Below are 26,224 nucleotides of genomic sequence, written 5' to 3'. Positions count from 1 at the left end.
CTTTTTATTTTTATCAAAAAAATCATCTTTTTTTCAGTTACCGGAGTTTCAAATGGTGAATTTGGGAAGTTCGGGAAAGGATGAGCTGGAAAGAGGATCATGTTCTGTTTTTAAGATTTCCATCGAAAAAGAATACTTCAACATGATTAAACCAGAAGAGAAATTGCATAAACAAATGCAAGAATATGCAGAAACTCCGGCTTATTTTGTATGTTTTAGCGAGGAATATGCACTTTGGGGGGTAAGTAAAGCCTCCATTTCTTACCGATATAGCTTTGGTTTCTCACCGATGAACCTTCTGTTTCTCACCGACAAACCTTTGGTTTCTCGGTGAGGAAGCTGCGAAGGCATAAAAAGGGACCTTTTTTGAGCTGGTTGGTCTTCGTCGGGTGATAAAAGGAAAATGGCAAAAAGACCGTATACCGATGATTTGTCTTTCCAAAAGAGTCGTATGTTGGTAAATTACTTTTGTGTTGAAAGAAAAACGTTCTAAAATGTAAAATATAGGATTCCGCTGAAGGAAAATGCTACGCATTTAGGTAATCTTCCGCACGGTGATCCAATCTATTGTATTCTCGTGTGTTTTAATATTCCTTTTTTAAGGAAGTATGTACAGTGGTCATTCTTGCATTTTGCCCAGACTCTTCACTGTATTGGCGAACTCATCTTTCGGTACAATGGCTTTGTTGCGTGTCTTCAGTCGGTTGTTGTAGACCGTCTGCGGAGAGCAATGTAAGAATTCGGCTATCTTTACGCTATCGTTAATTCCCAGACGTACCAGCGCATATATGCGTAGTTCGGTATTCAGTAATTCTCCATCTTTTAGTAAAATCTGCTCGTCGGGATGCAGCAGGGCGTTGAAGTCTTCGACAAAATTGGGATAGACATGTAGAAAGATGGCGTCGAAGTTATGGTAAAGCTCTTTCAACTCATTCTGTGCCATAATCGGAGAGTCTGTCAATTCTTTTATGTCATCAAATTGTTTGGCTTTCATTTTCCTGTTAATACTTTTACGGAATTCGTCCAGCTTGCTGATATAGTTGGAACAGATGGAAAATACGTAACCTATATATTCTTCCTTTACATAATTGGATTCGCGAAGTTGGGCGTTTGTTTCTTTCAACTGTTCATTTAACGACTGTAACTGGGCGTTTGCTTTTTCCAACAGTTGATGGGTTTCCGACAGTTCGTCCACATGTTTGTTCAGCAACAGATTGCTTTCATTCAGTTGGGAGCGTGAATATGCCAGTCGCTTCATTTGCATATAGATATAGAGAATGGCAATCAGTAAGATGATTGAAAGAATACTGACCAGAAACAAGAATGTATGCAAACGGGCTTCCTGTCGGATATTTCTTTCTTGATAGGCCCGATGAATGGCGTCTTGTGTTTCCGAAATGCCGATAACACGTACCCGGTTACGATAAAGTTGGGCGTTTTGGAGGCAGTAATTAATATAGGTATAGGCACGGTCTATATCATTCAGTTCATACAATGTTTTTGACAGCTCTTCCAGCGAAGCAATGTCCTTGTTTGCTGTTTTCACATCCGCCATTGCCGAATAAATCATATATTTCAAATACTCGTTTTGTTGATTGCTATCCTGATAAAGGCAGGCTAGGATATAGGCATTCATTGCATCACGTCGGGTTTCCAGGGATGACCTCTCTACTTCATTCAAGAGTTCTTTCTTTATGGATTCCGTATCAGTGCTTCCCAGAAATTTCCACCCTTTGTACCATAAATAGAAAGGGTCTTGAGGGGTGATATAGGCATAGATAGAGTCTTTATATGCTTTTTCTTTCTCATAATATCCTTCACGGATATTTGTATTGTCATCTCCTGAATACTGTCCGAAATGGGAGTACAGATACATCAACTGTCCGTAATATTCCACTTTCAGTTCAGGGGTGAGTAATTGGCTCGAAACATTGCGTAATTCATCTAATGCCTCCTTCAACAAACCGGTAGCGGCCAGAAGAAAAGACTTCTTGATTTTCCACTCCGCTTTCCATTCTTTTTTATTTAGCTTGTCGGCGATGTCCAGATTCTGGTCTACATAAATCATGGCGGAATCGGAATTATAAACGAAATATTCATCGTAATACATCTTGTTCAGCCAATAGCGTTCTTCTGATGTACGGATATTCCGTCCCTGGTTATGGAGTTGGTTTATTTTGGTCTCTTTAGCAGCGACGAAGTCATCCTTTCGCGCGATTAAAGAATCTAATTTTGATAGAAGAGACTCAATTTCCATACTATGGGAGTCAGCAGACAAAAAGGTAGAAGTAAATAAAAGTAATAAGGTAAACAGATGTTTCATTGTACTATATTTGGTTAGACGTACAAATATAAGTCAATCCTTTTAAATATGGCGGATGTTCTTTAGGAAAAAGTTAGGTTATATAATCGTTTGATGATGAATACCTCTTCCCGTTTTATTTATTAAAGTTTACTTTTTGCTCTCTTCTTTTTAGAGTAATACGTTAATAATTAGATTATTATCAAAAATGGTGATTTACTTTTGCGCTTTACCTGCTCATACAGGCTATATGTACTTGTTTTATCTTTGCGTTGACAAAAGTCATAAGAAATTTGAGTGTTAACTTTAATATTTTGTGTTATGAGAAATGATTTAAAAAAGACGCAAGCGTTCAGATATATGTTATCTGTCGGATGCTTGCTGTTTTTCTTTTCTATCGGTATGTTTGCCCAGCAGACTGTGAAAGGAATAGTAAAAGATGTAACCGGTGAGCCCATTATCGGTGCGAGTGTATTGGTAAAAGGTACTAATAACGGTACTATTACTAATCTTGATGGTGCTTTTTCTCTCTCCAATGTAGAAGAGGGGGTAGAGATTGAAATAACCTACGTAGGTTATCTTCCGCAAATTGTGAAAGCTACTATCGCTCCGCTCAACATTATTTTACGGGAAGATACGAAAACTTTGGATGAGATAGTAGTGATTGGTTATGGTACTCAGAAGAAGAGTGTGGTAACGGCTTCTATTGCCAAGGTCTCTTCCGAAGATTTGAGCAGAACATCTCCCACACGTGTGGACAATGCGTTGAAAGGTCTGGCAGCCGGTGTTCAGGTCACTACCCTCAATGGTCAGCCGGGAGCGAGCTCAAGAGTACGTGTGCGTGGTATTGGTACTATCAACAACTCCGACCCGCTTTACATTATTGATGGTATGCCGGTAGACGGTGGTATTGATAATATCAATCCCGCTGATATTGCCAGTATCGAAGTATTGAAAGATGCAGCTTCCGGAGCCGTTTATGGGGCTCGTGCGGCAAATGGTGTTGTTCTCGTTACTACAAAGAAAGGTAGTATCGGCAAAACTAAAGTGAGTTATGACTTCTCTTATGGATGGCAAAGTGCATGGAAGAAGCGGGATATGCTGAATGCTACCCAATATGCTACATTGATGAATGAGGCTGCCGATTATGCAGGCGAGGCTCCCCGTTTTGAACAGGTTGCTTCTTTAGGTTCGGGTACCAATTGGCAGGACGCCTTGTTCTATGATAATGCTCCGGTCCAGAATCACCAGTTAAGCATCAGCGGTGCTTCCGAGAAGGTAAATTACTATTTTTCATTAGGATATTATGATCAGGACGGTATCATTGGGGGAAACTACGATGCTTCCAACTACCAACGTCTGTCACTGCGTAGCAACACAATGTACACGCTGTTTGACGAATCGGAACAACGTAATTGGCTGAAAAAGATGACATTCTCTATGAACATAGCTTATTCTCGCGTGAATAGTGTGGGGGTCACTGCCGGCAGTCTGACCGGATCTCCGCTCGGCGACGCTTTGTTCATGGATCCTACCATGTCCGTTTACGCTAAAGATGAAAGCGAACTTCAGAATTATGACCGGAATACTTATGGTGACCCTATCTACGACAAACGTAGCGGACAGTTGCTTTCCATGCCGAGCAGTGATTTCAATGAACTTGCAAATCCGCTTGCAAGACTTTCCTTACCCTATGAAAAGAATAATTCTGATAAGATTATCGCTACTTTGGCTGCCGAACTAAGTGTTTGGGATCATTTGAAATATAAATTCTCTTGGGGTTCCGACCTCGCATTCTGGGGAAAAGACGGATGGAATCATCCTCACTATCTGAATAAAAATGCTACGAATGACAAATCGAAAGTGTGGTCTGAAATGAATCGTGGCTATACGTGGCAGATTGAGAATGTGTTGACGTATGACAAAACGTTTGGTGTTCATTCTTTTGCGGTTGTGTTGGGGCAGTCGGCCAAGAAGTACACAGGACGCGGATTAAAGGGCGATGCAATGGATATGATTGAATATATTGGGGACAAGGCAAACTTGGATTTCACAACCGGTTTGCAGTCTGCAGGTAAACGTAATGCCACCGGTGGGGCATTTGACCCGACAACGTTGGCTTCCTACTTCGGGCGGTTGAGCTATAACTATGATGAACGCTATATGTTACAGGTTACTGTGCGTCGTGACGGTTCGTCTAACTTCGGTCCTAATAACAAATGGGCTACCTTCCCTTCCGTATCTTTAGGATGGAACATTACAAATGAAAAGTGGATGGATCAACGTCCATCTTGGTTGACTAATACAAAACTGCGCCTCTCTTGGGGGAAGAACGGTAACGAAAATATCGGAGCTTTCCGTTATATGGCCAATGTAGCTATCGGCAACAACTATGTGTTCGGCACTCCGGGACACCAGAGCATCGTCATGGGTAGTAAGCCGTCCGGCACTCCCAATAAGGACTTGAAATGGGAAGAATCGGAACAATATGATGCCGGTCTGGATTTCGGCTTCTTCAACAATGCTTTGACTTTCACGGTGGATTATTTCTACAAGAAGACGAATGGCATGCTGAAGGAAATGAGTATTCCTTCTTATTTGGGTGAGTCCAAGCCTTGGGGCAACGTTGGTTCGATGAAGAATGAGGGAGTTGAACTGGAGTTGGGGTATAAGTTCAATAAAGGTGACTGGAACTTCGGAATATCCGCTAATGCCAGCTATCTGAAAAATGAATTGATTAATCTGGGGAATGCCGATGGCTTTGAGATGTATGACAATGTTCACCAGATTGGTAACGTATCCCGTGCGGAAAACGGAATGCCATATCCTTATTTCTATGGTTATAAAACAAACGGTATCTTCCAGAACAAGGAGCAGATTGATGCTTACGTGAATGATAAAGGGCAGAAGCTGCAGCCCAACGCAGTGCCGGGTGACGTAATCTTTGTAGACTTTGACAAGAACGGAGAGATCAATGATAAGGATAAGACAATGATTGGTAAGGGAACTCCTGATTGGACATTCGGTTTGAATCTCAATGCTTCCTGGAAAAATATCGACTTCAGCATGTTGCTGTCAGGTGCTATGGGGCAGGAAATCATGGACGTAACCCGTCGTCTGGACTGCCGCTATGTGAATCTTCCCGCAGAGTTTATGAATCGTTGGCATGGTGAAGGAACTTCCAATACAATGCCTCGTTTTTCTTGGGCAAACAACAATGATAACTGGCGTGTTTCTGATCTTTATGTCCATAATGGTTCTTACGCACGTATCAAGAACATTCAGTTGGGTTATACATTGCCGTCCTACCTGACTCAGAAGATCTTTATTCAGAAGCTTCGTTTCTATGTGGCTGCCGAGAATCTGCTGACAATGACTTCTTATAAAGGTCTGGATCCGGAACTCAATGGTGACGAACGTTCCAATGGTATCGACCGTGGTTACTATCCTCAGGCGCGTACCTTTACCGTAGGTGTTAATCTTAATTTTTAATGAATATAAAGCATACAGATATGAAAAAGTTTACATTATATAGCTTCGCCGCTCTGGCTTTGATGCTGGGTACAGCATCTTGCGGCGACGACTTCCTGTCAGTTGAGCCTTCAAGCAGCTTGCCCATTGACGGATATTATACTACAGAATCCCGAATGATGGAGTCAGCAGTGGCTGCTTACGATCCGATGCAATGGTATGACTACTTTGGTGGATGGGCACCCTTGAGCTTGGTATGGGACTCTATGGCCGATGATATGTATGTCGGTGGCGGCAACACATCCGACCAGTCACAGATTCACCTGATTTCCCAGTACAAGTCCGATCCCCGTAATAATATCGATGGAGCGTGGACAACAAGTTATTCAGGTATCAATCGGTCTATCCGGTTGATTGATAATGCGAAGGATTCAGATCTATCCGATGATAAAAAGGCTCTTTTTATAGCCGAAGGCCGTGCGATGCGTGCCTGGTATTATCTTGTTCTTTGGAAAACATGGGGCAATATTCCTTTTTATGAAGAGAACTTGACCAGCCTTCCTTATCTGGCAGATCAATTAACTGCAGAACAGGTTTATGAAAAGGTGGTTGTCGATTTGGAGAGCGTGCTGGACAGTGAAGTACTTCCGATGAAACAACCCGACGAATGGGCCGGACGTATGACGCAAGCTGCTGCTTCCATGATTTACGCTGATTATGTGATGTACCAGAAAGACCAGTCTCGTTACGGAAAGGCTTTGGGATATATGAAAGCAATCATCAATTCGCACAAGTATGACTTGGTTAAAAATTATAATGATCTTTATGCGCTTGATAAGGAATGGAACGAAGAAATCATATTCGATGTAAATTATATAGCTAAAGGAGGTAAACGTACTTGGGGGAATGCCAATTTTACAGGTGGTACTGTATATCCTGAAATGATTGGCATTGATGGCTTGACTATCAAATGTGCAGAGGGGCATACTCCTGAATTTACAAGCGGCTGGGGGTTCGGCTCTGTTTCTAAAGAAGTGTATGACGCTTTTGAAGACAATGACCGTCGCCGTGATGTTGCCATTCTTAATCTGGATAAATATGCAAGGGCGAAATTCGCAGAAGGGGATACCGTCACTTATGGTGGTCGTTATCAGAACACCGGTTACTTCCTGCGCAAATATCTGCCCCGTCCGGGTGATACGGAAGGCAGTGTAGGTGATGCCGGTTTGAACCATGATGAAAATCTTCATCTTTACCGTTATGCCGAGACATTGCTCAATGCGGCTGAACTGGCTTTGGCTACCGGTGACGGTCTTGCGCAAGATTATTTCGATCTTGTCCGTGAACGTGCCGGTGTAGCTTCTATCCCTGTTACCGTGGATAATATCATTAATGAACGTCGACTTGAATTTGTGGGTGAGGGAAAACGTTATTTCGACCTTGTCCGCTCCGGAAAGGCTGCTACTGTACTCAAAGCCGGAGCCGGTGTGGTTCTACGGACTAAGCGTACCTATAATTTTGACAAGAATCAGTGGGAAGGTGAAAATACTTGGGGTGGACAGGCTATCCCGGAACGTGTTGACTGGACAGAAAACAAGAAATACATTCCTATTCCTCAGAGTGAAATAGAAGCTGCACAAGGCTCGATTACACAGAATCCATACTAATTTAATAAGTATATTTCCTTAGAATGCCTTGCTTGTGCCACGCCTTTGACGCGATATGAGCAAGGCATAATCAAATTAGAAGAATAACATATGATGAAACATTTCAAACTGTCTTCTGCCTGTTTGCTTATGCTTTCTTTCTTTGCCTGCACACCGCAAGCTGGTAGTGAGAAGGATAGGGACATAGACAATAAGGTCGAAGAACTGCTGGGTAAGATGACTTTGCAGGAAAAAATAGGGCAGATGAATCAGTTGAGTCCGAATGGAAGCATTGATCAGATAGCCGGGGTGATAAAAGAAGGAAAAGTGGGTTCTCTGTTGAATCTGACTGACCCTGAATTGGTGAATAAAGTGCAGGAAATAGCTGTGAAGGAATCCCGGTTGGGGATTCCTGTCCTGATGTCGCGTGATGTGATTCATGGATACAAAACTATATTTCCTATTCCATTGGGGCAAGCGGCAACCTTTAATCCCCGAATTGCAGAGGATGGAGCCCGCATAGCCGCTGTTGAGGCATCTGCCGATGGTATTCGCTGGACTTTTGCTCCGATGATTGATATTTCCCGTGATCCGAGATGGGGACGTATGGCGGAAAGTTGTGGCGAAGATCCTTATCTGTCTGCTGTGATGGGAGCGGCGATGGTTAAGGGGTTTCAGGGGGATTCTCTGGACGATCCGACAGCCATAGCGGCATGTGCCAAGCATTTTGTGGGTTATGGTGCCGCTGAAGGTGGCAAGGATTATAATTCGACATTCATACCGGAACGTGAATTGCGCAATGTCTATTTCCCTCCTTTCGAGGCGGCTGCCAAGGCAGGGTGTGCCACGTTCATGACTTCTTTTAATGATAATGACGGAGTGCCTTCTACCGGTAATTCCTTTATATTAAAAGAGGTGCTGCGTGGAGAATGGAATTATGACGGCGTAGTTGTGACGGATTGGGCGTCGGCTACCGAGATGATTGCGCACGGTTTCTGCAAAGATGCGAAGGAAGCGGCTGAAAAGTCGGTCAATGCAGGTATAGATATGGAAATGGTAAGCGGTTCCTTTATGGAAAATCTGGAGACTTTGGTAAAAGAAAAAAAGGTTTCGGTAGCTACTATTGATAATGCAGTTCGTAATATCTTACGTTTAAAGTTCCGCTTAGGGTTGTTCGATAATCCTTATGTGATATCAGATCAAACAGTAAAATATGCGGAAAGTCATTTGGCGAAAGCGAAAGAAGCAGTAGAGCAGTCGGTCATCTTATTGAAGAATGATAACGAGGTTCTTCCTTTGGGGGAGATGGTGCGTACGGTTGCTGTAGTCGGCCCGATGGCGGATGCCCCTCATGATCAGATGGGTACGTGGGTGTTTGATGGTGAAAAGGAACATACACAGACTCCGCTGAAGGCATTGCGGGAAATGTATGGAGACAAGGTTCAGATTATTTATGAACCGGGATTGGCCTATAGCCGCGACAAACAGACTTCGGGTATAGCAAAGGCGGTGGCAGCAGCTCGGCGGGCGGATGTGGTACTGGCTTTTGTCGGTGAAGAATCTATTCTGTCGGGCGAAGCTCACTCCTTGGCTGATTTGAATTTGCGTGGAGCGCAATCGGAATTGATTGAAGCGTTGGCAAAAGCCGGTAAACCGCTGGTGACGGTGGTTATGGCAGGTCGTCCGCTCACTATTGGTAAAGAAGTGGATGAATCGGCTGCCGTGCTTTATTCCTTTCATCCGGGAACGATGGGTGGTCCGGCTATTGCAGATTTACTGTTCGGCAAGGTTGTTCCGAGTGGGAAGACTCCGGTTACTTTTCCGAAGATGGTGGGACAGGTCCCTGTTTATTATGCGCATCATCACACGGGACGTGCTCCCAGCGGCAAGGAAACATTGATTGATGATATTCCATTCGAAGCCGGGCAGACCTCGTTGGGTTGCACTTCTTTTTATATGGATGCAGGTTTTGGTCCTTTGTTCCCCTTTGGTTACGGATTGTCGTATACTACTTTTGCCTATGATGTGTTGGAATTATCGGCTGATAAATTGGCGGCAAATGCTACATTGACGGCGAGAGTGAACGTGACGAATACCGGAAAGTATGCCGGAACAGAAGTTGTCCAGCTCTATGTGCAGGATAAGGTGGCTTCTGTAGCCCGTCCGGTGAAGGAGTTAAAAGGTTTCCAGCGTGTCACTTTACAGCCGGGAGAGACCAAGACTGTAACTTTCTCATTGCCCGTCAGTGAATTGGCTTTCTGGAACATTGATATGAAGAAGGTGGTGGAGCCCGGAGAATTTAAGTTGTGGTTGGGTACAAACAGTGAGGAAGGACTTTCCGCTGATTTTGAAGTAATAAATTAATTGTTAGAAATAGGTATGAAATATATAATTTATGTATTATTGTTTGTGGGGGGATTTGCTTCATGTCAGCAAAAACAGGCGCAGCAACAGGAAATTGCGCCTGCTCCTGAAGCATTCGTGCGTGTGTCCGGACAGGACTTGATTCAGCCGGACGGTAGCAAACTATTTATTAAAGGTACGAATCTGGGTAACTGGTTGAATCCCGAAGGATATATGTTCGGCTTCAATAAAACTAATTCCGGATGTTTCATCAATGAGATGTTTTGTCAGATGGTAGGTCCGGACTTTGTGACAGAATTTTGGAAACAGTTTAAAGACAACTATATCACCCGCAAGGATGTGGAATTTATCGCTTCTACGGGGGCAAATACCATTCGTCTTCCTTTCCATTATAAACTCTTCACTGATGAGGACTATATGGGGCTGACAGGGAGGCAGGACGGATTTGCCCGTGTGGACAGTGTCGTGAACTGGTGTCGTGATAATAATCTTTACCTGATTCTGGATATGCACGATGCTCCGGGCGGACAGACAGGTGATAATATTGATGACAGTTACGGTTATCCCTGGCTGTTTGAAAGCGAGGTAAGTCAACGGTTGTTCTGTGATATTTGGAAGGAGATTGCCGATTATTATAAGAATGAGCCTGTTATATTGGGATATGAGTTAATCAACGAGCCTATCGCTCCCTATTTTGAAAATATGGAAGAACTGAACGCAAAGCTGGAACCTCTGCACAAGCGTGCGTTGAAAGCTATTCGTGAGGTGGATAACAATCATATTGTTCTGATCGGAGGAGCACAGTGGAATGGTAACTTCAAGCCGTTCAAGGACGCTGCTTATGACGATAAACTGATGTACACTTGCCATCGTTACGGAGGTGATCCTACAAAGGAAGCTATCCAGACTCTTATTAATTTCCGTGACAGTGTGAACCTGCCGATGTATATGGGTGAAATCGGTCACAATACTGATGAATGGCAGGCGGCTTTTTGTAAGGTGATGGAAGAAAACAACATCGGGTACACGTTCTGGCCGTATAAAAAGATAGATGGTTCTTCGTTTATGGGTATCAAGGTGCCGGAAGGTTGGGAGCAAGTAGTTGCTTTCTCGGAAGCACCTCGCGCTACTTACAAAGAGATACGGGATGCACGCCCTGATCAGGAGGTGGCAAAGAAAGCGATGTCGGCATTTATAGAGAATAGTAAATGTGAGAATTGTATGCCGCAAACGGGTTATATCCGTTCGCTGGGCTTGTGGGTTAATAAATAAAAAATGGATGACCATGAAAAGTATGATTATTTCGGGTATGTTGGCCCTATTGTTGGGTAGTGCGGTTCAGGCGCAAACGATTCCCGTTTATTTGGATAATACAAAACCTGTAGAGGAAAGAATAGAAGATGCGCTCAACCGTATGACTTTGGAAGAGAAAGTGGCGATGACACATGCCCAGTCCAAGTTTTGCTCACCGGGTGTGGCACGTTTGGGAATTCCCGAATTCTGGATGACAGACGGTCCTCATGGTATTCGTCCCGAAGTGCTTTGGGATGAGTGGGAACAGGCCGGATGGTCTAATGATTCTTGTGTGGCTTTTCCTGCACTGACTTGTCTGGCGGCAACATGGAACCCTGAAGTGTCTATGCTTTATGGAAAGAGTATCGGTGAAGAGGCGCGTTATCGTAATAAGTCCGTGTTGTTAGGTCCCGGAGTGAATATTTACCGTACTCCGCTGAACGGGCGTAATTTCGAATATATGGGTGAAGACCCTTATCTGGCCGGACAAATGGTAGTTCCTTATATACAGGGGGTACAACAGAATGGCGTTGCCGCTTGCGTAAAACACTATGCGCTGAATAATCAGGAAGTGAACCGCCATACCACCAACGTTATTGTGGATGACCGTGCTTTGTATGAAATTTATCTGCCTGCTTTCAAGGCGGCTGTCCGGCAGGGCAAGGCTTGGGCCATCATGGGATCTTACAACTTGTATAAAGGTCAGCACGGTTGTCATAACCAATATTTGCTGAATGATATCCTGAAAGGTGAATGGGGATTTGACGGAGTGGTTGTTTCCGACTGGGGAGGTACCCACGACACGGAAGAAGCTATTCATAATGGCTTGGATATGGAGTTCGGCAGTTGGACAAACGGACTTTCCAATGGGGCAAGCAATGCTTATGATAACTACTATCTGGCATATCCGTATCTTACATTGATAAAGGAAGGCAAAGTAGGAACAAAAGAGTTGGATGATAAAGTGAGGCGCATTCTTCGTCTGGCTTATCGGACAACAATGGATAGGGAACGTCCTTGGGGTGCTTTGTGCTCGGAAGCTCATTTTGCTGCCGCCCGTCATATCGGTGAGGAGGGTATTGTGTTGCTGCAGAACAATAACAATGTATTGCCTATTGATTTGGATAAGGTGAAAAAGATTGCTGTGATTGGTGAAAATGCTGTGAAGATGATGACAGTGGGCGGTGGTAGTTCTTCACTGAAAGTGAAACATGAGCTTTCTCCGTTGGATGGGATCAGAACTAGATTCGGAAATAGGGCGGAAGTTGTTTATGCCCGTGGATATGTGGGTGATCCTACAGGTGAGTATAACGGTGTGAAGTCTGGTCAGGACTTGAAAGACGACCGTTTGCCGGAAGAACTTATTGCTGAAGCAGTGGAAGTTGCCAAAGAGGCTGATTATGTGATCTTTGTCGGTGGGTTGAACAAGAGTGCGCATCAGGATTGCGAGGATGCAGACCGCAAGGAACTTGGTCTGCCTTATGGACAAAATGAGGTGATAAAAGCTTTGGCACAGGCTAACAAAAATCTGGTTGTCGTCAATATCTCGGGTAATGCAGTATCTATGCCGTGGATTAAGGATGTTCCGGCTGTGCTTCAGGCATGGTACTTAGGTTCGGAAGCCGGCAGTGCGATAGCGGCAATTTTGGCAGGTGATGTGAACCCGTCGGGGAAATTGCCGTTTACTTTCCCGGCTGCTCTGGAGGATGTAGGTGCTCATAAATTAGGCGATTATCCGGGTGTTCTTAGAGCGGATGGCAGTAATATTGTGGATGAGGAATACAATGAAGGAATTTTCGTAGGTTATCGTTGGGCGGATAAACAGAAAACAAAACCTTTGTTTCCTTTCGGACATGGTTTGAGTTATACTACTTTTAAATATGGAAAGGCTGTAGCTGATAAGAAGGTAATGGGAGCGGATGAAACGCTTACTATTACTGTACCGGTAACAAATACAGGTAGTCGTGAGGGTAGCGAAGTAGTACAATTGTATATCAGTGACTTGAAATCATCATTGCCTCGTCCTGTAAAGGAGCTGAAAGGATTCAGTAAAGTGAGGCTGGCTCCGGGTGAGACAAAGGAGATTACTTTTACTGTCAATGAAGATGCTTTGAAATTCTTTGATGACACCCGTCATCAGTGGGTGTCAGAAGCGGGTAAGTTCGAGGCAGTCATAGCATCTTCCGCTACAGATGTCAAGTCCAGAGTTCCTTTTGAGCTAAAATAGAGTTGTAATTCTTGTTTCTTTATGGTTCTTCGTCAAGTTTCGTGTTGGCAAATCTCATTGAAAGACCGATGTGTAAGGGTCTTTAGCATAAATTAAATAACACGGAATTTGACTGAGAACCTTATTTCTCCTTTGCCAGCGTAAATACGAATTCCAGTCCGCCACCCTGATTATTTTTGGCGGAGATGTTGCCGCCGTGGATAATAACGGCATTTTTTACGATAGCCAGCCCTAATCCTGTTCCGCCCAGTTTTCGTGAGCGTCCTTTGTCTACCCGGTAGAAGCGTTCGAAGAGGCGGTTCAGATGTTCGGGAGACACTCCTATACCTGTGTCGGCAAAGCTGAAATAGTAGAATTTCTCATCTTCGCGGAAACAGTTGATATTTATTTGAATATTGGTTCCGGCGTATGCAATGGCATTGTCCATCAGGTTGCGGAAGATGGAATAGAGCAGTGAGTAATTACCTTTGATTTGTATGCTCTTTTTCAGGGAGTTGATTACTGTGATATGCTTTTCGTCCAGTTCCAGTGACACCTCATTGATAATGTTTCCTACTAATACACTGATATCCACTCGTTCCATATCAATCATGCTGGCGGCTTCATCCATGCGGGTGAGTACAGAGATGTCACGTAACAGTCGGCTCAAACGGTTGCTTTGTGCATAACAACGTTCGAGGAATACGTTGATCTTCTCACGTGGAATATTCTCGTTGCTGACAATGGTTTCCAAATACCCCTGAATACTGCTGACGGGAGTTTTCAATTCGTGGGCGATATTTTGGGTCAGTTGGCGTTTGAGTCTTACTTGCTCTTCTTCCTGGGTGACGTCATTGATGGAGATTTCAAAGCTGGCATCCTGGAAGATGATACATTCTACGATAAATGTCCGTCCGTTCTTGTTGATGGTGACTGACATTCGTTTCTCACCTTTTCCTCTTGAACGTTCTTGCTGGTTCTTGTTGATAAAATGAATAATTTCTTTCAGTTCATTGATGGCAAAGACTTCTTCTGTCGTTTCCAGATTTGAATCCGAGATCAGGTTACTGTATTGGGTAAAGAGGTTGTTGACTAGAATTTCTTTCTTGTCTTTTGTGAATATACCCAGTCCTTCGTGTGAAATCTGAAGATGGGTAATCAGTTTTTCACGCTCAATGTAGAGAGCTTCTTTGGTTTCGTGCAGTCGTTTGTAGATTTGAATGATATGTTGGGAGATTTCCCCCAGTTCATTGTGCGGGAAAGCCGATTGCATAGCCATTTCGATAGGCTCGTTCCGGTCGGCGCGCATGGCAAATTCACGGAGCTGGTTGATGGAAGTGCCCAGTTTGTTGGTGAATTTATAGAAGATAATCACTAATAATAAGGTCACGATGATGGTAAACCATAGATAGTGCGGGTCTGCTTGCAGATTGTTGATGAGGCTGACATTATAAGGCAAAGCCGAGCGAACGATATAATCTTTATAGCGGGTGGCTGAATAGAAATAGGGAAGTCCGGTTGTTTCGGAAGTACGGCGTACGTCATATCCGTTGCCATGCTTTATTGCTTTTTGTACTTCCGGACGGTTCTGATGATTCTCTATCTGCCTGTTATGGCTCGGATAACTGTCGTAAACCACATTTCCTTCCATATCGATAAGGGTTACGCGTAGATCTTCCAGAATATGGTTGTTGACATATCCATTGATTATTTCACTGTCAATGGCTTGTTCGTCCAACTGTTCGTAGAGTCTGCTGTTGTAATCTTGCAATTTTGTATTCAGCAGTTCTATTTTGTATTCCCGTTCTCGTTGATACTGGTAAGCAATGAAACAAATGGCAAATACCAGAAACAGTGAGATAACCGAAAGGAAAAGCTTCCGGCTGAAAGAAAGAAAATGCTTTTGAGTTACAGGCAGGTTCATAATAACTATTTAATTCGGCATAATTATTTATTCAGCTTCAAAACAGTATCCGTATCCGAGACGGGTGACAATACATTTGCCGTATACACCAATCTTTTTACGCAGACGGGTGATGTTTACGTCGATGGTACGGTCGAGCACGTACACTTCGTCACTCCAGATGCGGGCCAGGATGTCTTCACGCGAAAATACACGTCCCTTATTCTGTACCAGCAGAAGCAATATCTCAAATTCTTTTTTGGTCAATGGCACTTCTTCGTTGTCGATACTTACTTTCTTCTTGGTGATGTCAATGACGAGCGATTGATAAGTAAGACGTTCGGGAGCTCTTTCCGTTTCCGTTGCTACCGTGCGTCTTAGTACAGCCTTCACACGGGCAATGACCTCACGCAGAGAGAAAGGTTTCGAAATATAATCGTCCGCTCCCAGATTGAATCCGGTCACGGTATCGTTTTCGGTATCTTTTGCCGTGATAAAGATGATAGGCACTTTCGCTGTTTTCTTGTCTTTCTTCAAGATATTCGCCATTTTGAATCCGGAGATTTCTCCCATCATCACATCGAGGAGAATTAAATGATAGCTGCTGATGTCCATCTTCATTGCTTCTTCGGCAGAGTTTGCAGTGTCAACCTCATAGCCTTCGTTTTCAAGATTGAATTTCAGTATCTCACAGAGGTCTTCTTCATCGTCGACAACTAGAATACGGTAATCGTTCATAAGATATATGTATTAATGTGATATGACAAAGTTACGTTTTTATTTTATCCTTTGCAAAGATGGGGAGACTTTGTTACGGGCAGATGAAACAGACGTTACAATCATGTTACATTCCGGGAATCGAGAGGGCTGATATAAAATATAAAAGTTTTTGCTGATTGTAAGAGGAAAAAACGAACGCTATTTGTTATCTTTGTTAGCGAGATATAATAGAAATGTTTGACCATAGAAACTACAAATAATGATAAAAATTGACCTGAAAAGACATCGGCGGGAAATAATAGGCTCTGTTGTGGTGCTGTTAATTTTCCTTGGCGGTATGTCTGTGTTTAAATATACTTCATTCAATTCCGGTTTTGAGATTGTAGACGATTTGGGAGGGAATATATTCCCTTCGGCGATTCTGTCTGTTGCCACTACTGACGCGCAGGTGATTGTTCCGTCAGATTCAACGTATTTGGGGAATCCGAAATCGTGTATTGCTATTCGGGTGAAGTCGAAGACAGCCTATAGCCGGGTACGGATTGAAGTGGCTGAAACACCTTTTTTCTCCCGTTCGGTGTCGGAATTTGTACTGAACAAGCCCAGAACGGAATATACGATTTATCCTGATATCATCTGGAACTATGAAGCCTTGAAAAATGAGGTGCAGGCAGAACCGGTAAGTGTGGCTATTACTGTTGAGATGAATGGAAAGGATCTGGGGCAACGGGTGCGTACATTCTCAGTACGTAGTATCAATGAATGTCTGTTGGGGTATGTATCGAATGGAACCAAATTCCATGATACAAGTATTTTTTTTGCTGCCTATGTCAATGAAGAGAATCCGATGATCGACCAGTTGCTTCGCGAGGCATTGAATACCCGTATTGTCAATCGTTTCCTTGGCTATCAGAGCAAAGCTAAAGGGGCGGTGGACAAGCAAGTGTACGCCCTTTGGAACATATTGCAGAAACGCAAATTCCGTTACAGTTCTGTTTCCAACACCAGCCTTTCGAGCAATGTTGTTTTCTCGCAGCGTGTCCGTACGTTTGATGATGCGCTGGAATCTTCACAGATTAATTGTGTGGACGGTAGCGTACTGTTCGCTTCATTGCTCCGTGCCATCAATATCGATCCGATCCTGGTACGTACACCGGGGCATATGTTTGTGGGGTATTATACGGATAATTCACATACGGACAAGAACTTTCTGGAAACAACCATGATTGGTGACGTCGATCTGGATGATTTCTTTCCGGATGAACAGCTGGACTCTACGATGGTAGGCAAATCGCAGAATGAAATGTCATTGCTGACTTTCGAGAAATCAAAGCAATATGCTAATAAAAAGTATAAGGAGAATGAGGCAGGAATCCACTCCGGAAAGTTGAACTATATGTTTCTGGAGATTTCTAAAGATGTGCGTAGGAAAATACAGCCTATAGGGAAATGATGTTTTTCAGGCACGGATTACACGGATTACGCTGTTGCTTTATGTTATCATCTTTCCGAAAACTGCGAAAACCGTGTAATCCGTGCCTGAAATTCGTATTTAATTCGTACTTTTGCCAAGTAATCATTTAATGAAAAAGAATGAAAGGCAAGAAATTTATCTCTCCCGGGGCATGGTTTTCAATGAGCTATCCGTCAGACTGGAACGAGTTTGAAGATGGCGAAGGCTCTTTTCTTTTCTATAATCCCGATGTATGGACGGGAAATTTTCGTATATCCGCATTTAAAGGAAAAGCCGGTTATGGCAAAGACGCTATCCGGCAGGAACTGAAAGAGAACGATTCGGCTTCGTTGGTGCAAGTCGGAGCGTGGGAATGTGCGTATAGCAAAGAAATGTTTCAGGAGGAGGGAACTTATTATACTTCCCATTTGTGGATTACAGGTGTTGATGATATAGCTTTCGAATGTTCCTTTACTGTACCTAAAGGCGGAGTTGTGAAGGAGGCGGAAGAAGTGATCGCTACTTTGGAGATACGCAAAGAAGGACAGAAGTATCCTGCTGAACTGATTCCTGTCCGTCTTTCTGAAATCTATTTGATTAATGAAGGGTACGAATGGGTGGTATCTACCGTGAAGCAGGAACTGAAGAAAGATTTTCAGGGAATAGAAGAGGACTTGGAGAAACTTCAGCAAGTGATTGATAGCGGTAAGATAGGTGCGAAGAAAAAAGAGGAATGGCTGGCTATCGGTATTACTGTCTGTGCGATTCTGACGAATGAAGTGGAAGGTATGGAATGGAAGACGTTGATTGACGGTAACCGGGAAGCTCCTGTTGTTCAATATAATGACCGGATCATTGACCCGATGAAAATTGCATGGAGTAAAGTAAAGGCAGGTGAGCCTTGCAATGTCATTGAAGAGTATAAATCTGTGATTATTAATCACTAATCACTAACCAACTAATCATTATTTACGTGGCAGTACCTTATTTACAGATAGATAACCTGACCAAGTCTTTCGGTGACTTGGTTCTTTTTGAAAATATATCTTTGGGCATTGCCGAAGGTCAGCGTGTAGGATTGATCGCAAAGAACGGTAGCGGAAAAACGACCTTACTGAATATTATTGCCGGAAAGGAAGGTTATGATAGCGGTAATATTGTCTTCCGTCGTGACCTTCGGGTGGATTATCTGGAACAAGACCCGCAATATCCCGAAGAACTGACGGTGCTTGAAGCTTGTTTTCATCATGGCAACAGCACAGTGGAGTTGATAAAGGAGTACGAACGTTGTATGGAAACCGAAGGGCATCCGGGACTGGCAGACCTTTTGGTACGTATGGATCAGGAGAAAGCCTGGGAATATGAACAGAAAGCGAAACAAATTCTTTCACAACTCAAAATCCGTAACTTCGACCAGAAAGTGAAACAACTGTCCGGCGGACAGTTGAAGCGCGTCGCTTTGGCAAACGCCTTGATTACCGAACCGGATTTATTGATTCTCGATGAGCCTACCAATCATCTTGACTTGGACATGACTGAATGGTTGGAAGATTATCTGCGTCGTACCAACCTTAGCCTGCTGATGGTGACGCACGACCGTTATTTCCTCGACCGTGTTTGTTCGGAGATTATCGAAATAGACAATCAGCAAGTTTATCAATATAAGGGAAATTACAGTTATTACCTCGAAAAACGTCAGGAACGTATCGAAGCTAAAAGTGTAGAAATTGAACGGGCTAATAATCTTTATCGTACGGAACTCGACTGGATGCGCCGGATGCCGCAGGCACGCGGACATAAAGCCCGTTATCGGGAAGATGCTTTCTATGAACTGGAAAAGGTGGCGAAGCAACGTTTTAATAACGATAACGTCAAACTGGAAGTAAAAGCATCCTATATCGGCAGCAAGATATTCGAAGCCGACCATTTGTACAAGAGCTTCGGTGACCTGAAGATTCTGGAAGACTTTTCTTATATCTTTGCCCGTTATGAGAAGATGGGTATTGTAGGAAACAACGGAACCGGAAAATCTACTTTCATCAAGATATTAATGGGGCAAGTACAGCCCGATAGCGGTATGGTAGACATTGGCGAAACGGTTCGTTTCGGCTATTACTCGCAGGATGGGCTTCAGTTTGATGAACAAATGAAGGTCATTGATGTAGTGCAGGATATTGCCGAAGTAATTGAATTGGGTAATGGAAAGAAACTGACAGCTTCACAATTCTTGCAGCATTTCTTGTTTACTCCCGAAACGCAGCATAGTTATGTCTATAAGTTGAGTGGGGGAGAGCGCCGTCGTCTTTACTTGTGCACTATCTTGATGCGTAACCCTAACTTCCTCGTGCTGGATGAGCCTACCAACGACCTCGATATTATCACATTGAATGTGCTTGAGGAATATCTTCAGAATTTCAAAGGTTGTGTGATTGTCGTTTCCCACGACCGTTACTTTATGGATAAGGTAGTAGATCACCTGATGGTATTCAACGGACAGGGCGACATCCGCGACTTCCCCGGCAATTATAGCGATTACCGCGACTGGAAGGAGGCGAAAGCGCAAAAGGAGAAAGAAGCAGAGAAGCCGCAGGAAGAAAAGACCGCCCGCGTCCGCCTGAACGACAAGCGGAAAATGAGTTTCAAGGAAAAGCGTGAATTTGAACAACTGGAAAAGGAAATTGCCGACCTGGAAACCGAAAAGGCACAGATTGAAGAACTTCTTTGCAGCGGTACGCTCTCCGTTGACGAACTGACCGAGAAATCGAAACGCTTGCCTGAGGTTAATGACTTGATTGATGAAAAGACGATGCGCTGGTTGGAACTCAGCGAAATAGAAAGCTGATTTGTGCCATTGTATTGGCACAAGTATAGTTTATTATATCACTAGAATAGTCTGATAGTGATAATAACCTGGATAATATAACCCTGACAACATAACCTAGTATGACAAACCTAACCAATTATCATAGTCACTGCCTGTATTGTGATGGACGCGCCAATATGGAAGATTTTATTCGTTTTGCTATCAGTGAAGGCTTTACTTCCTATGGCATTTCTTCCCATGCTCCACTGCCGTTTTCTACTGCATGGACTATGGAATGGGATAGAATGGATGATTACCTTTTCGAATTTTCCCGTCTAAAGAAGAAATATGCAGATAAAATAGAGCTTGCCATCGGTCTTGAAATAGATTACCTGAACGAAGAGAACAATCCTTCTCTACCTTGTTTTCAAAAACTACCACTTGACTACCGGATAGGTTCCGTGCATATGTTATATTCTCCGGAAGGAAAAATCGTAGACATTGATACTCCGGCAGATATGTTCCGTCAATTGGTGGACAAGTATTTCGATGGTGATTTGGATTATGTGGTCCGTCTTTACTATAAGAACCTGTTCCGTATGGTAGAATTGGGAGGATTTGATATTGTCGGTCATGCTGACAAGATGCATTATAATGCTTCCTGTTATCGTCCGGGTTTGCTTGATGAAGCATGGTATGACACGTTGGTCCGTGATTACTTCGCGATGATTGCCGTATGTGGTTATATTGTGGAAATCAATACCAAGTCTTATCATGAACTGGGTACATTCTATCCGAATGAACGTTATTTCCCTTTCCTAAAGGAATTGGGTATTCGGGTACAGGTGAATAGTGATGCACACTATCCTGAAAGAATAAATAATGCCCGCTTCGAAGGATTAGCCGCTTTGAAGAAAGCAGGTTTTACTTCGGTGGTAGAATGGCATGAGAGGAAATGGGAAGATACTCCCATAGGAAAAAGGAATGAGGCAATATTGAAGTGGGCCAAATAATCAAAGTAAGGCGATAGTGTCCATTATAAGTTATTCCATATTCAGGATCTCTTGTTTCTCTTCATTTAACGAAATCAACGTTTTCTTTAGCTTGTCTATTCGTGAATCAATTTCAGCCAATTTCTTCAGATACATACTTCTAGGTAGCGCATCTTCATTGGTCATGATAAACTCCTCTTTTTCGTCAAAGAGCTGTTCTATTTGCTCTTCAACTCTATTTATAGCACATGAAATTTCTCCTATCATAATTAGAAGGTGATAATGGTTTGACAGACAAAAATACTGCTTATTAATGAAATAATAGTGTACATCTGTGTGAAATAATAGAAAAACAGCTAAACTCTAATGGCTATCAAAGAAAATGCCTACTTTTGTTTTATTGGTGCATACATAGTGTCATATGAATTCTATTTAAACTAGTTTTAATTGATGAACGTGAACGGCAGATACTGCAGGTCTGCATGAAGGAGATAGAGGAGTGTGCTCCTTTTTTCATTGGGCTGATAGGTGACCGTTATGGTTGGGTCCCCCCACAATCGCTTGTTGCCGAGTATGAGCACAATTTATCTGATATTATGATGTCAGGAGAATTACCCTCTGAGAAAAGCGTTACTTACTTTGAATTCTTAAAAGGTGTATTCCACCAGAACCAGCATTCGCGTCGGGCTGCACTCATCTATATACGTGAGTCTGACGGTGGGCAACCGACAGATTCTCCGCTAGCCTTGTTCAAACAATTTTTGAGGAATAATGTACCGGCAGAAAGCCTATATACCTATACTGCGCTTGATTCTCCTCAACTACTGATGCAATGGGCGCAAAAAGTGGTGCATAGCCTGACGGATAAAATCAAACAAGAGTATCATATTTCGGATGTGGCTCCACTTTCTGAGGTACAGCTCATGAATCTGGAGCAAGATGAATTTGTGGATACGCTTACCAAAACATTTGTGGGCAGGAAGCAAGAGTTGCAACGCATAGCCGATAATATCAGTCAGGGTAAATCCTTGTGTATCAGCATCACCCAAACGGGTATCGGTGGTAGCAGTTTGATAGCTCAAAGTTATGTGCAGACACAAGCCGACCCTGCTGTGTTTGCCATCTTTCACAGTTGTGAAGTTTCATCGGCTGCCCGTCAGAGGGAAGCTGCTCTCTATCGTTTTTGCTATCTACTCAGACAGCGAATAGGGCAGCCCGACATGCAGGCATTGGATGCCATGCGACATAATTTGGATGCTCTCAGTGAGGAATTCCTTTACTTGGTGTCTCAAGTGATTACTCAAGGTTACAGGTTTGTACTCTTTGTAGATAACAACTTGGAGCTGGACCTCACCCTCTATCAGGCGCAAAAGTTAGGCATGATTGAAATATCTACCGTCAACGGAATGGATGATACGAAAAACGAAAGCTACCAACTATTGCTATCGAAAGGTTATTTGTTCGAGTTGGGGGGCATGGATGCCGATACCATCCATCAGATGCTTCAAGGGCAGCGGAAGGTAGTGAAAGAAGCCTTGCTTAAGCGCAGAGAGTCAAGCAATCCCCGTTGGTTATCGCAAGTGCTCATCATCATAGAACGCCTCACGGGCGAAGACTTCGTTTCCATTCGTTCGCGTAATGAACTTGACAAAGAAGAGCAGATAAACGCTTATCTGGTAGAGTTCATCGGTTCGTTGGGAAACAGTATCGCTAGTGTGCATCAGCGGTGGATTGAGAAATTGAAAGCTGTATATTCTGCCGAATTGGTAGAACACGTGTTTGCACTCTATTCGTTCGCCCGATTTGGATGGACCGATGAAGATGTGAGCCGCATCACTGGATACAGTCTTTATGCATGTATCTCTCTCCGTCAGGGTATGGGCCGTTTCCTCATTTCCTCCAATCAGTATGGGCTTTGGAGTGTAACCTCCGAAGAGTTTCGCACCTATTGGGAAGAGGCGAATGCACCTCAACTATCGATGCTCATCGAAAAGGCCTATGAATATGTGAAGCATCAGGCAGAAGATAGCGAAACTATCGAAATGAACCTGTTCCACTTATGTTGGTTGAACGGTCGGTATGAGGAATGCATCGGTATTATCAGCCAGCATCCCACAGCCGACCCTTATGCCGACTTTCCATTGATAGATTTACTGTTCAGGATCAGGTATGAAGAAGATCACGGTGTACTTCCTGAAAACAGCCTTGGTGCCAAACTGATAGCTGCTTGCTCAAGTACCCCAATCTGCTCGTCGCTTGTTTGGTGAGCGAAAATGAGGATAAGTATTTGGAATATTACCAGAGTTTGGAAGAAGACAAAGAGGATTCGGACATTGAAGTCATACATGCCCAATATATTCGCTGGAAACAAACGGGCGAACCCTATAACGGTCCGCTCGGGTATGAATTGTAATATCTCAGATTAAACAGCTTTTGTTTTTGATAGAGACCTTTATTCCGTTCTCTTACAAGCATTCGCCTGGAAAAACTCATTCAACGTATCTTCATAATTTCCATGAACCATAATATGATGATTTCCCAACGGATTTTTCAGGAAATACTCTGTTGGAGTATTCATACGGATGCGTATTTGTGTACGGCACATATTAATATAATTGGTATTTTCAGTTAATGTTCCTGTAGATAAGTAATATTCATCCAAACATTCACCGCCACATTTTATGATCGTTACATCTCCCGTCGGAAGTAACCCTTGTATGGCAATTCCTTTTTCTGTTTCAAAATGATTTCGGATAATATATCTTTCCGTTTGTTTGAGTCCTACGGTGCAATGTGCCAATATCAGTTCATTGGTACGGGTATTGATCATGGAAGGATTTGCCATAAATCCGTCTTTACCCGTAAGTGCTTTAACTGCTAATAGCGTAAATACAGACTGGAGATCTCCTTCACAACCTGCTATTATCCCGTCATCATTCAATAAAGATAATGCCACGCATCCGGTAGTGTCGATTTGTTCAATCAGTTTAAAACAGCTTAATGTCAGTGCTTCCAGATTTTCTTCCTGACATACCTTTTTTATAGCCCGGTATAGTCGCATTGATTTGATTAAATCTTCGGGAGTCCCTTCGCGACAGGCAAGAGCTTGAGAAGCAACAGCCGCGCATGACGCTCCTACCTGGTCATCTGTGATTTGTTGAAAATGATCATAAATCCGTTCCAATGGAATATCTACATATTCAATTCCCCAACGGCGCTTAGCCAGCAAGTAGTCCACGTTACTGGCCACTAACCAAGAAGAAGGACTTCCGATGACTCCGATACGTTTGCCGAATAAGGAACGTTGTGCCCGGAAATTATTATAAAGTGTATGGATACGCAGGATAATGGCTGGTAGTTCACCATGTAGAATCTCACTTTTCATTCCACGTCCCCGCAGCCAGGTAGAGATTTCCAATGCAGCTGCAAGGGAGTTCTGCATGCCGTCCGCCAGTAAAATGGCAGGGCGGGGAAGGTTTTCGAAATGCTGTATGACCAGTCTTTCCACCCCGCCGGTAGCGATGAAAATGATTTTGAAATCATCACTATTAAGCTTGTCCATATCTTGATAGTCGACCAGCTTTACAGTATAATATTTTTCAATCTCGCTTAAAATAGCTTCGTGCGAGCCTCTTAGCGAGGATTGTTTGTGAAGGATTGAGGCGAATGAGATAAGGTGTATGGTCATTATGATATTGTTTTAAGTTTTCTATATGACAAATGTATAGCTTTCTTTTCAAATTACCATAACGATTTTAACCTTGCTAAGGTTTTTAAAGTTTTTATGTCTCTGTATTCAAATTATTGCGTACATTTGCAGCTCCAAGTAGAAAAAGTAAATAGTAATTAGTAATTTGTAGTTAAAATTATGCCAACCATATCCATTCGCGGAAACGAGATGCCTGCATCTCCTATCAGAAAGCTGGCTCCTTTGGCAGATGCTGCCAAGCAACGTGGAGTCCATGTGTTTCACCTGAACATCGGACAGCCTGATCTGCCCACTCCTCAGGCCGCGATTGACGCGATACGCAATATTGATCGTAAAGTGCTGGAATATAGTCCCAGTGCCGGTTATCGTAGCTATCGCGAGAAATTAGTGGGATATTATGCAAAGTTTAATATCAATCTGACTGCAGATGATATAATCATTACATCGGGAGGTTCGGAAGCCGTACTTTTTTCCTTTCTTTCTTGTCTGAATCCGGGAGATGAAATCATCGTTCCGGAACCTGCATACGCTAACTATATGGCATTTGCCATCTCTGCCGGAGCAAAGATTCGCACTATTGCTACGACCATTGAAGAAGGCTTTTCCCTTCCGAAAGTAGAAAAGTTTGAAGAACTGATTAATGAACGTACCAAAGCAATCCTGATTTGTAATCCGAATAATCCGACCGGTTATTTGTATACTCGTCGTGAAATGAATCAGATTCGTGACTTGGTGAAGAAGTACGATTTGTTTCTTTTTTCCGATGAAGTATATCGTGAGTTTATATATACGGGATCTCCTTATATCTCTGCCTGCCATCTGGAAGGAATTGAGAATAATGTCGTACTGATTGACTCCGTATCCAAACGTTATTCAGAATGTGGTATCCGCATCGGTGCGTTGATTACCAAAAACAAAGAAATACGTGATGCTGTCATGAAATTCTGCCAGGCACGCCTAAGTCCTCCATTGATTGGACAGATTGCCGCAGAGGCTTCTTTAGATGCTCCGGAAGAATATTATCGTGAGACGTATGATGAATACGTTGAGCGTCGTAAATGCCTGATTGACGGTTTAAACCGTATTCCCGGTGTTTATTCACCTATTCCGATGGGAGCTTTCTATACAGTAGCGAAACTTCCTGTTGATGATTCCGATAAGTTCTGTGCATGGTGTCTTTCTGATTTTGAATATGAAGGTCAGACGGTATTCATGGCTCCGGCATCCGGTTTCTATACCACTCCGGGTTCCGGCATCAATCAGGTTCGTATTGCGTACGTATTGAAGAAAGAAGATTTGACCCGTGCGCTTTTTGTCTTGCAGAAGGCTTTGGAAGCATATCCGGGAAGAACAGAATAATCA

General features: G+C 43.2%; 18 protein-coding genes. 13 read left to right on the top strand and 5 right to left on the bottom strand.

The window, feature by feature from the left end; translation table 11 throughout:
* Positions 1-52: 52 nt before the first annotated feature.
* On the top strand, positions 53-334 hold the full coding sequence (locus tag GD631_RS19260; RefSeq protein ID WP_143259533.1) for a hypothetical protein: 282 nt from the start codon (positions 53-55) through the stop codon (positions 332-334).
* A 285-nt stretch (positions 335-619) separates the two neighbouring features.
* On the opposite strand, the gene GD631_RS19255 is transcribed toward GD631_RS19260, so the two are convergent.
* Positions 620-2,323 (bottom strand): SusR family glycan utilization regulator, encoded by a 1,704-nt coding sequence (locus GD631_RS19255; protein ID WP_143259534.1) that lies wholly within the window; start codon positions 2,321-2,323, stop codon positions 620-622.
* Positions 2,324-2,623: 300 nt separating this feature from the next.
* Between GD631_RS19255 and GD631_RS19250 the strand changes: the two genes are divergently transcribed.
* From GD631_RS19250 to GD631_RS19230, 5 genes are all read left to right on the top strand, one after another.
* Positions 2,624-5,794, top strand: a complete 3,171-nt coding sequence (locus tag GD631_RS19250) for a SusC/RagA family TonB-linked outer membrane protein (protein WP_143259535.1) — start codon at positions 2,624-2,626, stop codon at positions 5,792-5,794.
* Between the two features lie 20 nt (positions 5,795-5,814).
* Entirely contained in the window at positions 5,815-7,440 is a 1,626-nt protein-coding gene (locus GD631_RS19245; protein WP_143259536.1) for a RagB/SusD family nutrient uptake outer membrane protein, read from the top strand.
* 93 nt (positions 7,441-7,533) lie between these two features.
* Positions 7,534-9,783, top strand: coding sequence for a beta-glucosidase BglX (gene bglX, locus GD631_RS19240; protein ID WP_143259710.1), 2,250 nt, complete (start codon positions 7,534-7,536; stop codon positions 9,781-9,783).
* A gap of 15 nt (positions 9,784-9,798) precedes the next feature.
* Positions 9,799-11,055, top strand: coding sequence for a glycoside hydrolase family 5 protein (locus GD631_RS19235; RefSeq protein ID WP_143259537.1), 1,257 nt, complete (start codon positions 9,799-9,801; stop codon positions 11,053-11,055).
* A 22-nt stretch (positions 11,056-11,077) separates the two neighbouring features.
* Positions 11,078-13,303: a glycoside hydrolase family 3 C-terminal domain-containing protein gene (locus tag GD631_RS19230; protein WP_370511920.1), complete on the top strand. Its 2,226-nt coding sequence runs from the start codon at positions 11,078-11,080 to the stop codon at positions 13,301-13,303.
* 121 nt (positions 13,304-13,424) lie between these two features.
* On the opposite strand, the gene GD631_RS19225 is transcribed toward GD631_RS19230, so the two are convergent.
* Both GD631_RS19225 and GD631_RS19220 read right to left on the bottom strand, forming a co-directional pair.
* Positions 13,425-15,206 (bottom strand): two-component system sensor histidine kinase PhoR, encoded by a 1,782-nt coding sequence (locus tag GD631_RS19225; RefSeq protein WP_143259539.1) that lies wholly within the window; start codon positions 15,204-15,206, stop codon positions 13,425-13,427.
* 27 nt (positions 15,207-15,233) lie between these two features.
* A complete protein-coding gene (locus tag GD631_RS19220) occupies positions 15,234-15,923 on the bottom strand; it encodes a two-component system response regulator PhoB (protein ID WP_143259540.1) in 690 nt (229 codons plus the stop codon).
* 241 nt (positions 15,924-16,164) lie between these two features.
* Here GD631_RS19220 and GD631_RS19215 point away from each other — a divergent pair, with 241 nt between their 5' ends.
* The 4 genes from GD631_RS19215 (at position 16,165) to GD631_RS19200 (ending at position 21,174) form a co-directional block, all read left to right on the top strand.
* Entirely contained in the window at positions 16,165-17,358 is a 1,194-nt protein-coding gene (locus tag GD631_RS19215; protein ID WP_143259541.1) for a hypothetical protein, read from the top strand.
* A gap of 140 nt (positions 17,359-17,498) precedes the next feature.
* Positions 17,499-18,305 (top strand): DUF3805 domain-containing protein, encoded by an 807-nt coding sequence (locus GD631_RS19210; RefSeq protein ID WP_143259542.1) that lies wholly within the window; start codon positions 17,499-17,501, stop codon positions 18,303-18,305.
* Between the two features lie 26 nt (positions 18,306-18,331).
* Positions 18,332-20,200 (top strand): ABC-F family ATP-binding cassette domain-containing protein, encoded by a 1,869-nt coding sequence (locus GD631_RS19205; RefSeq protein WP_143259543.1) that lies wholly within the window; start codon positions 18,332-18,334, stop codon positions 20,198-20,200.
* A 101-nt stretch (positions 20,201-20,301) separates the two neighbouring features.
* Positions 20,302-21,174 (top strand): histidinol-phosphatase, encoded by an 873-nt coding sequence (locus GD631_RS19200; RefSeq protein ID WP_143259544.1) that lies wholly within the window; start codon positions 20,302-20,304, stop codon positions 21,172-21,174.
* A gap of 30 nt (positions 21,175-21,204) precedes the next feature.
* Here GD631_RS19200 and GD631_RS19195 read toward each other — a convergent pair whose 3' ends face one another.
* The gene (locus GD631_RS19195; protein WP_143259545.1) at positions 21,205-21,420 is read right to left on the bottom strand and encodes a hypothetical protein; all 216 of its coding nucleotides are present in this window, start codon (positions 21,418-21,420) and stop codon (positions 21,205-21,207) included.
* Between the two features lie 215 nt (positions 21,421-21,635).
* Between GD631_RS19195 and GD631_RS19190 the strand changes: the two genes are divergently transcribed.
* Entirely contained in the window at positions 21,636-23,420 is a 1,785-nt protein-coding gene (locus tag GD631_RS19190) for a hypothetical protein (RefSeq protein WP_143259546.1), read from the top strand.
* 20 nt (positions 23,421-23,440) lie between these two features.
* Positions 23,441-23,566, top strand: a complete 126-nt coding sequence (locus GD631_RS22295) for a hypothetical protein (RefSeq protein WP_255436209.1) — start codon at positions 23,441-23,443, stop codon at positions 23,564-23,566.
* Between the two features lie 39 nt (positions 23,567-23,605).
* Here GD631_RS22295 and GD631_RS19185 read toward each other — a convergent pair whose 3' ends face one another.
* Positions 23,606-24,841, bottom strand: coding sequence for a fucose isomerase (locus tag GD631_RS19185; RefSeq protein ID WP_143259547.1), 1,236 nt, complete (start codon positions 24,839-24,841; stop codon positions 23,606-23,608).
* 180 nt (positions 24,842-25,021) lie between these two features.
* Between GD631_RS19185 and GD631_RS19180 the strand changes: the two genes are divergently transcribed.
* The gene (locus GD631_RS19180) at positions 25,022-26,221 is read left to right on the top strand and encodes a pyridoxal phosphate-dependent aminotransferase (protein WP_143259548.1); all 1,200 of its coding nucleotides are present in this window, start codon (positions 25,022-25,024) and stop codon (positions 26,219-26,221) included.
* The last annotated feature ends 3 nt before the right edge of the window (positions 26,222-26,224 follow it).

It is taken from the genome of Bacteroides luhongzhouii, from assembly GCF_009193295.2.
GTDB lineage: Bacteria > Bacteroidota > Bacteroidia > Bacteroidales > Bacteroidaceae > Bacteroides > Bacteroides luhongzhouii.
This window is presented reverse-complemented; position numbering and strand designations above follow the sequence as displayed.

Bases quoted from the DNA above. Each gene is read 5' to 3' on its own strand.
- GD631_RS19230 (WP_370511920.1), top strand. From the start codon at position 11,078: ATGATTATTTCGGGTATGTTGGCCCTATTGTTGGGTAGTGCGGTTCAG.
- GD631_RS19235 (WP_143259537.1), top strand. From the start codon at position 9,799: ATGAAATATATAATTTATGTATTATTGTTTGTGGGGGGATTTGCTTCA.
- GD631_RS19260 (WP_143259533.1), top strand. From the start codon at position 53: ATGGTGAATTTGGGAAGTTCGGGAAAGGATGAGCTGGAAAGAGGATCA.
- GD631_RS19195 (WP_143259545.1), bottom strand. From the start codon at position 21,420: ATGATAGGAGAAATTTCATGTGCTATAAATAGAGTTGAAGAGCAAATA.
- GD631_RS19210 (WP_143259542.1), top strand. From the start codon at position 17,499: ATGAAAGGCAAGAAATTTATCTCTCCCGGGGCATGGTTTTCAATGAGC.
- GD631_RS19200 (WP_143259544.1), top strand. From the start codon at position 20,302: ATGACAAACCTAACCAATTATCATAGTCACTGCCTGTATTGTGATGGA.
- GD631_RS19255 (WP_143259534.1), bottom strand. From the start codon at position 2,323: ATGAAACATCTGTTTACCTTATTACTTTTATTTACTTCTACCTTTTTG.
- bglX (WP_143259710.1), top strand. From the start codon at position 7,534: ATGAAACATTTCAAACTGTCTTCTGCCTGTTTGCTTATGCTTTCTTTC.
- GD631_RS19185 (WP_143259547.1), bottom strand. From the start codon at position 24,841: ATGACCATACACCTTATCTCATTCGCCTCAATCCTTCACAAACAATCC.
- GD631_RS19220 (WP_143259540.1), bottom strand. From the start codon at position 15,923: ATGAACGATTACCGTATTCTAGTTGTCGACGATGAAGAAGACCTCTGT.
- GD631_RS19250 (WP_143259535.1), top strand. From the start codon at position 2,624: ATGAGAAATGATTTAAAAAAGACGCAAGCGTTCAGATATATGTTATCT.
- GD631_RS19245 (WP_143259536.1), top strand. From the start codon at position 5,815: ATGAAAAAGTTTACATTATATAGCTTCGCCGCTCTGGCTTTGATGCTG.
- GD631_RS19225 (WP_143259539.1), bottom strand. From the start codon at position 15,206: ATGAACCTGCCTGTAACTCAAAAGCATTTTCTTTCTTTCAGCCGGAAG.
- GD631_RS19190 (WP_143259546.1), top strand. From the start codon at position 21,636: ATGAAGGAGATAGAGGAGTGTGCTCCTTTTTTCATTGGGCTGATAGGT.
- GD631_RS19180 (WP_143259548.1), top strand. From the start codon at position 25,022: ATGCCAACCATATCCATTCGCGGAAACGAGATGCCTGCATCTCCTATC.
- GD631_RS19215 (WP_143259541.1), top strand. From the start codon at position 16,165: ATGATAAAAATTGACCTGAAAAGACATCGGCGGGAAATAATAGGCTCT.